Below are 8,549 nucleotides of genomic sequence, written 5' to 3'. Positions count from 1 at the left end.
GCCCTGACCGGCCCGAACCCCGCCCCGGCCCGCCCCGGAGGTCTGGGACGCTCCCGGCGGCACGGCACGAGCCCCTTTCCCGACGCGCCGCCGCCTGACCTGAAGGCTCCCCATGGACGATCACCTGCGCACGCGGTTCGACGGGCCCTGGTCGTAGACAAAACGACTTGCACGGCCAAGCCTCGAAACGTAATAATGTTTCACTCACCATCCAGCCCGGTTGCCCGGCACCGGCTTTGCACGGTTGTCGGGCGACGGATTGGAACGGCCGCCATCCCGCCCGAGATGACCCGATGCTCCTGAAATGTGGCCTGCGCCTGGGCGTCGCCCTCGCCGCCCTGTCCCTCACGCCCTCCGTCCGGGCCGAGGAGGCGGCGGTCACCCTGGACACCCTCACGGTGGAGGGTGCCGGTATCGGGCTCAACGTTCCGGAGGGCGCCATCGGCTTGATCGGCCCGACGCCGGGCTTCAGCGCGGCCCGGGCGGTGAGCAGCACGAAGACCGACACCCCCCAGCGCGACGTGCCGCAAACCGTCACCGTGGCCTCGCGCGAGGTCATCACCGATCTGGCCGCCACGCGGGTCGACCGGGTGTTCAACTACACCCCCGGCGTCGCCCAGCAGAACAATTTCGGCGGCCTGACGGTGTTCAGCTACGCCGTGCGCGGGGTGACCACCTCCGAGATCTTCAAGAACGGTTTTGCCATCAACCGGGGCTTCCCGCCGCCGCCCGACACCCAGAACGTCGAGCGCATCGAGGTGCTGAAGGGCGCGGGCGGCGCCCTGTTCGGGCGCAGCGATCCGGGCGGCGTGGTCAACATCATCACCAAGCAGCCGACCGCCGAACGCTTCGTCGAGATGGGCGGCCTGTGGGGCAGCTTCGAGCAGTTCCGCGGCACCGTGGATGCCGGCGGCGCCCTCAACGAGGACAAGACGGTCCAGTACCGCTTCAACTTCGCGGGCGGGCGCCAGAACAGTTTTCGCGATTACGTGGACGGCGACCGCCTGTTCGTGGCGCCGTCCCTCAGCTGGCAGATCACGCCTGACACCAAGGTCACCGTCGAAACCGAGTTCGTCCGCAACCGCATCGTGTTCGATCGCGGCGTGATCGCCATCAACAAACAGCTCGGTTTCCTGCCGATCTCGCGCTTCCTCGGCGAGCCCGGCCAGAGCACGGAGCAGACCTCGGACACCCTCCAGGTGCGCCTGGAGCACCGCTTCGACGCCGACTGGCAGATGCGGCTCGGCGCGCATTTCAACACCGGGACCCTGGAGGGCGAATCCGCCGAGGTCCGAGGCATCGCGGCCGACAACCGGACCGTCTCCCGCGACAGGAATTTCCGCGATTACCGCTGGGACACCGCCATCGGCCAGGCCGAGGTGGTCGGGCGCTTCGCCACCGGCCCCCTGGCGCACACCCTGCTCCTCGGCTTCGAGCGCGAGAGCACCGACAGCCGCACGGTCTACCTGCGCTCGAACGTCCGCCAGAACCCGTTCGCCATCGACATCTACAACCCGCGCTACGGCCAGCCCCTGCCGCCGTACACTATTCCGCGCAACAACCTCGAGCGGGTGACGAACACCGCCCTCTACGCCCAGGACCAGATCGCGCTCAGCCCCGAATGGAAGGCGCTGCTCGGCGTGCGATTCGACTTCTTCGAGCAGTCGTTCCGCGAGCGCATCCCGCGCAGCGACGTCGAGCAGTCGCGGGCCGCCGCGACGCCCCGCGCCGGCCTCGTCTACCAGCCGCTCCCCGAACTCGCCCTCTACACCAATGTTGGCACCAGCTTCCGGCCGAACATCGGCCCCGATGCGGCGGCGGCCTCGCGGGGGGTGCCGTTCGCGCCCGAGACCGGCATCGGCTACGAGGTCGGGGCCAAGCTCGACCTCTACGGCGGAGCCCTCGGCCTCACGGGCGCGGCGTTCCGCATCGAGCGCGAGAACGTATTGACCCCGGACCCCAACAACAGCGGATTCTCCCTCGCGGCGGGCGGAGTGCGCAGCCAGGGCTTCGAATTCACGGCCACGGGCCAGATCTCGCCGGAGCTGCGCCTCATCGGCGGCTACGTCTACGCCGACGCCGTGGTGACGAAGGACAACGTCCTGCCGGTGGGGGCGGCGCTCATCAACATCCCCAAGCACAGCGGCAGCCTGCTCGCCGTCTACGAGGTCCAGTCCGGCCCCTACGCGGGCCTCGGGATCGGCGGCGGCGTGCGCGGAGTCGGCGAACGCGCCGGCGACGCGAGCGGCACCGGCTTCGTCCTGCCGGCCTATGTCGTCGCCGACGCGCTCGCCTATTACCGCTACGAAAACATCCGCTTCGGCTTCAACGTCGAGAACATCTTCGACAGTGAGATCTACGAGAGCTCGCTCAACGTGTTCCGGGTCTATCCGGGCGCGCCGCGGCGCTTCACCGGCACCGTCTCGGTGCGGTTCTGATGAGGTACGCACCCGATCCGGTCCTGGCGATCCGCGACGTGGTCAAGCGCTTCGGCGGCCGCACGGCCCTCGACGGCCTGACCCTGACGCTTCGCGCCGGCGAGGTCTTCGCCCTGCTCGGTCCCAATGGCGCCGGCAAGACCACGACCATCAACCTCATCCTCGGCTTCCTCCGGGCGGATACCGGCACGGTCCGGGTCTGCGGGATCGATGCCGGCGCCGCCCCCATCGCGGCGCGGGCGGCCATCGCCTACATTCCCGAGCAGGTGGCGCTCTATCCGGGGCTCTCGGGCCGGGAGAACCTGCGCTACTTCACGACGCTCGCGGGGCTCGCGCTCGCCCGGGACGAAGCGGACCGCCTGCTCGGGCAGGCCGGCCTCGCGCTCGAGGCGCACACGCGCAAGGCGGCCAGCTATTCCAAGGGCATGCGCCAGAAGGTCGGCATCGCCATCGCCCTGGCGCGCCGCGCCCGCCTGCTGCTCCTCGACGAGCCGACCTCGGGCCTCGACCCGAGCGCGTCGGCGGACTTCTCGTCCGTGATCCGCGCGGCGGCCGCCCGCGGCACCACGGTGCTGATGGCGACCCACGACCTCTACCGGGTCAAGGAAGTGGCCGACCGGGTCGGCGTGCTGCAGGCCGGCCGCATCGTCGAGGAGATCGACCCCGCGCGCCTCGACCACGCGGCCCTGGAACGCCTGTACATCGAGCGGCTCGCGTCGTGAGGCTGGTCCGGGCCGAACTCGGCCAGCTCCTGCGCGACGCCCGCCTGCGCTGGATCGGTGCCGTCCTCGTGGTCCTCCTGAGCGTCGCCCTCGTCGGGGCTTGGCGGCAGGCCGTCCGCGACGCCGACGATGTCCAGCGGATCACCCAGGCCGAGCGCGGCCGCTGGCTCGGCCAGGATGCCAAGACCCCGCATTCGGCCGACCATTACGGCCTGTGGGTGTTCAAGCCGTCCGCGCCCCTCGCAATCCTCGATCCCGGCGTCGAGCCCTATACCGGTCGCATGGTCCGCATCGAGGCCCACCTGTTCAACGATGCGGTCTTCCGTGCGGTGCAGGACGCCAATCCCCTGGCGCGCGCCGGCCTCGGCAGCGTCGCCGACATCGTCCAACTCATCGTGCCGCTCTTCGCGATCCTGCTCGGCTTCTCGGCCTTTGCCGCCGACCGCGAGCGCGGCACCCTGCGGCTGGCCCTCGGCAACGGCGCCGCGCCGGGCCGGCTCTTCACGGCCCGTCTCGCCGCGCTCCTCTCCGCGCTCGCCCTCGTCGTCGGGCTGCCGCTGCTGGTCCTCGGCGGCCTCGCGGCGGCGAGCCTCGACGCACCCGGCTGGGAGGTGTGGCCGCGCCTCGTCCCGTGGGTGGCCGTGCAGCTCGCCTATGCGGCCGCGTTCCTGATCCTCGCCATGACCCTGTCGCTCACGGCCCGTACGGCGCGGGCGGCGCTCGCCGCGTCCCTGCTGGCCTGGGTGCTGCTGTGCGTGGCGGCCCCCCGCCTCGCCACCGTCGGGGTCGAAGCCGCCGCGCCGGCGCTGTCCTACCGCGACACCCGTGCCCGGATCGACGATGCGGTCCGGGGCCACCGCACGGCGGAGGCCAGCGACGAACGCGCCAAGGCCATCCTCGCCCGCTACGGCGTCACGGCGCCCGACGCCCTGCCCGTCGATCTGCGCGGCCTGCTGAGCAGCGAGAACGAGCAGCACAATTTCGCGGTGTTCGACGCCGCGTTCGGCGCCTTCTTCGACAGCCTGCTGCGCCAGGAGCGGGCCTATGCCTGGGCCGGGCTCCTGTCCCCGCGCATCGCCCTCCAGGCGCTCTCCGCCACCCTCGCGGGGACGGATTTCCCCCAGCACGTCCGCTTCGTCTGGGCCGCCGAACATTACCGGCGGGGAATCTCGGAGCGGATGAACCGGGCGATCATCGACAATCCGCAGGGCGGGGAGCGCCGCTACACCGCCGGCCACGACCTCTGGGAGACGGTGCCGCCCTTCGACTATGTCCCGATGCCCCTGGCCGGCGCGACGTTCGCCGTGCCCTTCGCCATCCTGGCGGCGTGGCTCGCCGTCCTCGGCGGGGCCGCCGCCCTGGCGATCCGGCGGCTGAAGCCATGAAAATCATGAAGCCATGAGAGCGGTGAAGTTATGAGAGCGGTGAAGTTATGAGCCGCGCCCTCCGCCTCCTCGCCGTCGAGACCGGCATGGTCCTGTGCGAAAAGCTGACCTGGGCGGTGCTCGCGACCCTGTTCGCCGCCCTGCTGCTCGGCGCCCACATGGGCGCCGCGCGGGTGGACGCCGAGCGCGCCGCCCTCGCGGGGGCAGCCGCGGAGGAAGCGCGCGCCGTCGCCACCGCCCGCGAGACCTTCGCCCGCTACGTGCAGCCAACGCCGGTCAAGATCAACGCCTGGCAGGACCCGACCAACGCCTTCGGCTACATGACGCAGTTCCTCACCGTCCACGCCGTCAAGCCACCGAGCCCCCTCGCGGCCCTCGCGACCGGGCAGTCCGACGTGCAGCCGGCGCTCGTGCGGGTGAGTTTCGGGTCGAGTACCGTCTTCGACGATGTCGCCTACGAACTCGGGTCGGCGGCGCGGCTCAAGCTCGGCGCCTTCGACTTCGCCTTCGTGCTCGCCGTCCTCGTGCCGCTCGCCGTCATCGCCCTCGCCGGGACCCGCCTCTCGGCCGAGGGGGATTCCGGTACGCTCCGCCTGATCGCCGCCCAGCCCATCGGGCCGCGCGCCGTGGCGGGGGCGAAATTCGGAGCCGTGGCAGGCATTCTCGTGGCCGCGATCCTGGCGCAAGCCGGGTTCGCCCTCTGGGCGACGGGGGCGATCCGGTCCGTCGTCGGCACCACCACCACCCTGGCGCTGCTGGCGGGCACGCTCGCCGCCTACATCCTCCTGTGGGTCGCCGCCTGTGCCCTCGTCGCGACCCTGTGGCGGGGCGCCGTGGCCGCCCTGTCGATCCTCGTCCTGGCCTGGACCCTGTTCACGGTGGTGGTCCCGGCGGCGGCCTCCCTCGCGGCCGATCTTTTCACGAACAAACCCTCGCGCATCGCCGCCATCGATGCGAGCCGGCAGGTGCAGGACGCCTTCATCAATGGCAGCGCGGGGCCGCGGCTGACGGCCCAGTGGTTGAACCGAATCCCTGGTGCGGCGGAGCGAGCCGACCTCGTCGAGGCGCCTGAGATCAAGCGCCTCGCCCGCGACGCCCACTACGACGCCGAGCTCGACGCCCATCGCGAAAGCTTTCGCACGTATGACCGGCAGATCGCCGCGCTGAGCCGGTGGCTCGCCCTGGCCTCGCCCGTCACCACGTTCGACTTCGCCCTCCAGGGCGCCGCCGGGACCGATGCCGGGCGACACGCCGCCTTCCTCGCCTCGGCCGCCGCCTACCGGCGGACCCTGCGGGCGTTCTTCGAGCCGCGCATCGTCGCGCAGGCCCTGAACCCGGTGCCGGTCTGCGCCGGTTGCCAGGCCCGGCTCGACTTCGACGCCTACGACGCCGTGCCCCGATTCCAGCCCACCCTGGATCTCGACGCCGGGCGCGATGCGTCCCTGCGCGCCCTGGCGTGGCTCACCGCCGTGGGTGTCGGCCTCGCGCTGGCTGCCTGGGTCCGGCTGAGGATCTGGCCGGCATGAGACGGACCGCGCCGCGCTCCATGCTCCCAACCGCGATGGACCCCATGCCCGATGGATCCGGTGCCGGACCGCGCCCCCTCCGCTCCGGCGATGCCGGGCGTCGGGCCGCCAAGGCCCGCGCGCGGGGGTTCGCGCGCGGCCTCGCGCCGATCCTGATGGAGATCCGGGCGGAGGGGTTCAGGACGCCGAGCGGCATCGCCCGCGCCATGACGCGGCGCGGCGTGCGCAAGCCCCGGGGCGGCACGGTCTGGGCGGCGGGCTGCGTGCAGAAGCTGCTCCACACCCTGGACGAGGGGGCGGAGCGATGACGGACACCGAGGCGAGCCTGCGGACCGGCCCGCGCATCGGGTCCATCGATGCCCTGCGCGGGCTCGTGATGCTGCTCATGCTCGTGGATCACGTGCGGGACTTCTTCTACCTGCATCATCAGGTCCGCGACCCGATGGATCTTACCGCGACGGACCCCGGCCTGTTCTGGAGCCGGGCGGCCTCGCATCTCTGCGCGCCGGTCTTCGTCCTGCTGACCGGCCTGTCCGCCAGCCTCTACGCCGAGAAGCACGGCGACCGGGCCAGGGCCTCGGCCTTCCTGCTCCAGCGCGGCCTGATCCTGATGCTGATCGAGGTCACCCTGGTGAACGTCGCCTGGACGCGCAGCCTCCTGCCGCCGATCCTCTACCTCCAGGTGATCTGGGCCATCGGCGTCAGCATGATCGCCTTGGCGGGCCTGCTGTGGCTGCCCCGCGCGGCGCTCACCGGCGTCGCCCTGGCGATCGTGCTCGGGCACAACCTGCTGACGCCGTTGGTGTTCGTGCCGGGCGAGCCCGGCTACACCCTCTGGGCGATCCTGCACCAGCGCGGGTTCATCGACCTGCCCTGGGGAGTGGCCCGCACTTCCTATCCTATCCTGCCCTGGATCGGAGTCATCGCGGCCGGCTATGCCCTGGGGCCCTGGTTCGCCGATCCGGCTCCGCTTCGCCGTCGCCGGCTCCTCGGCCTCGGGACGGCGGCCCTGGCGGGGTTCACGATCCTGCGCGGCCTCAACGGCTACGGCGAGCCGGTGCCGTGGCAGATAGGCGCCACCTGGGACGCGACGCTCATGGGGTTCCTGAACCTGACGAAGTACCCGCCCTCGGCCTGCTTCCTCCTTGCGACCCTCGGCCTCGGATTCGTCGGGCTGGCAGCGTTGGAAGCGGTCCCGCCGCGCCGGCTCGACTGGCTCCGCACCTTCGGCGGCGTGCCGCTGTTCTTCTACGTGGCGCACCTCTACGCCCTGCGCCTGCTCCATGACGGGCTGCTCCACGCCGGGTACGGTGGCCCCTCCGGGCGGATCGAGGCACCGGACGCAGGCTCCCTCTGGCTCATCGCCGGCGGTCTGGGCCTGGCGCTCTACCCCGCCTGCCGCTGGGCCGTCCGGCTCAAGCGCCGGAGCACCGCGGCCTGGGTCAGCTACTTCTGAGACCGTATCCCCAGGCGCGGCCCGATCGCACGCGATCCGGCGGATCGCGTTAAACGTTCCGTCAGGCGGCCCTGCCATGGGTTTTCGGACGTGCGAACCCTCACGGAATGCCCCTCGTGCCGTGCTGCCCCGGACTGGGGCCGGCCATGACCGGGCGTTTCATGAGGCACCCCGAATGCCATGACGCGGGCGGAGCCCCGAGAACTGGGAGGCTTCGATGGCCGCCTTCGACGTCCGCGCCCTGCTGGAAGCGGCGGGCCAGACGGACCGGCAGGCCGCCGGTCCCGCGACGCTGCCCGCCGGGGCGCCGCGGAGGCCGGGGCGGAGATCCGCCGGGAGGGGAGAGCCGATCTCCCCCGTGGTGCTCGCCGATTGCATCCGGATCGGCGAGTTCCTCCTCATCGTTGCCCTCGGTGTCGCAGTTCAGCGCCTGTCCCCGTCCTGCCTCGCTCCACTCTCGTTCCGCTCCGTCGCCGCCGCCGCCGGCGTCGCCATCCTGGCCGTCGTCCTGTTCCAGACCGCCGGCGCCTATCGCATCGACGCGGTACGCCGGTTCGTCCGCACGGGCCTGCGGCTCGCGGCGGCCTGGACGGCGGCCGTCCTCGCGGTCGCCGCCGGCCTTCTCCTGGCGGAGGCCGCCGATCCCTGCGCCCGGGCCTGGCTCGCGAACCTCTACGGCGGCGGCCTCGTCCTGCTCCTGGCCGGGCGCTTCGCCGTCGCCCGCCTCGTCGGGACGCGAATGCGGCACGGCCGCTTCGACCGGCGCACGGCCATCGTCGGCGGCGGGCCCGTGGCCGAGGACCTCATCCGCGCCCTCGACGGTCAGGCCGAGTCCGGCATCCGCATCGTCGGCGTGTTCGACGACCGCGGCGACCGGCGCTCCGACACCGTGGTAGCGGGCTACCCCAAGCTCGGCACCGTCGACGACCTCGTCGCCTATGCCCGCACCACCCGCCTCGACCTCATCATCTTCACCATCCCCATCGCCGCCGAGGACCGCATCCTCCAGATGCTCGCCAAGC

6 protein-coding genes and 1 pseudogene are annotated in these 8,549 nt (G+C 71.8%); all 7 read left to right on the top strand.

Translation table 11 applies throughout. From position 1 onward, the window contains the following. The first annotated feature begins 293 nt into the window (after positions 1-293). Positions 294-2,438 (top strand): TonB-dependent siderophore receptor, encoded by a 2,145-nt coding sequence (locus FV218_RS21060; protein ID WP_147711421.1) that lies wholly within the window; start codon positions 294-296, stop codon positions 2,436-2,438. After that, complete coding sequence (locus FV218_RS21055) at positions 2,438-3,160, top strand: ABC transporter ATP-binding protein (protein WP_147711420.1); 723 nt, start codon at positions 2,438-2,440, stop codon at positions 3,158-3,160. Before FV218_RS21060 ends, FV218_RS21055 begins: the two co-directional genes overlap by 1 nt. Further along, entirely contained in the window at positions 3,157-4,545 is a 1,389-nt protein-coding gene (locus FV218_RS21050; protein WP_147711419.1) for a DUF3526 domain-containing protein, read from the top strand. The genes FV218_RS21055 and FV218_RS21050 overlap by 4 nt, the downstream gene beginning before the upstream one ends. A gap of 47 nt (positions 4,546-4,592) precedes the next feature. Continuing rightward, complete coding sequence (locus FV218_RS21045; protein ID WP_147711418.1) at positions 4,593-6,071, top strand: DUF3526 domain-containing protein; 1,479 nt, start codon at positions 4,593-4,595, stop codon at positions 6,069-6,071. 44 nt (positions 6,072-6,115) lie between these two features. Continuing rightward, on the top strand, positions 6,116-6,379 hold the full coding sequence (locus tag FV218_RS21040; RefSeq protein WP_246685221.1) for a hypothetical protein: 264 nt from the start codon (positions 6,116-6,118) through the stop codon (positions 6,377-6,379). Then, complete coding sequence (locus FV218_RS21035) at positions 6,376-7,527, top strand: heparan-alpha-glucosaminide N-acetyltransferase domain-containing protein (protein ID WP_147711417.1); 1,152 nt, start codon at positions 6,376-6,378, stop codon at positions 7,525-7,527. Before FV218_RS21040 ends, FV218_RS21035 begins: the two co-directional genes overlap by 4 nt. A 217-nt stretch (positions 7,528-7,744) precedes the next feature. Then, positions 7,745-8,549, top strand: a pseudogene (locus FV218_RS21030) (undecaprenyl-phosphate glucose phosphotransferase); the annotation flags it as partial.

The organism is Methylobacterium sp. WL69 (assembly GCF_008039485.1).
Classification (GTDB): domain Bacteria; phylum Pseudomonadota; class Alphaproteobacteria; order Rhizobiales; family Beijerinckiaceae; genus Methylobacterium.
Note: the sequence above shows the minus strand (reverse complement) of the source record. Positions and strands in the feature narration are given on the sequence as shown.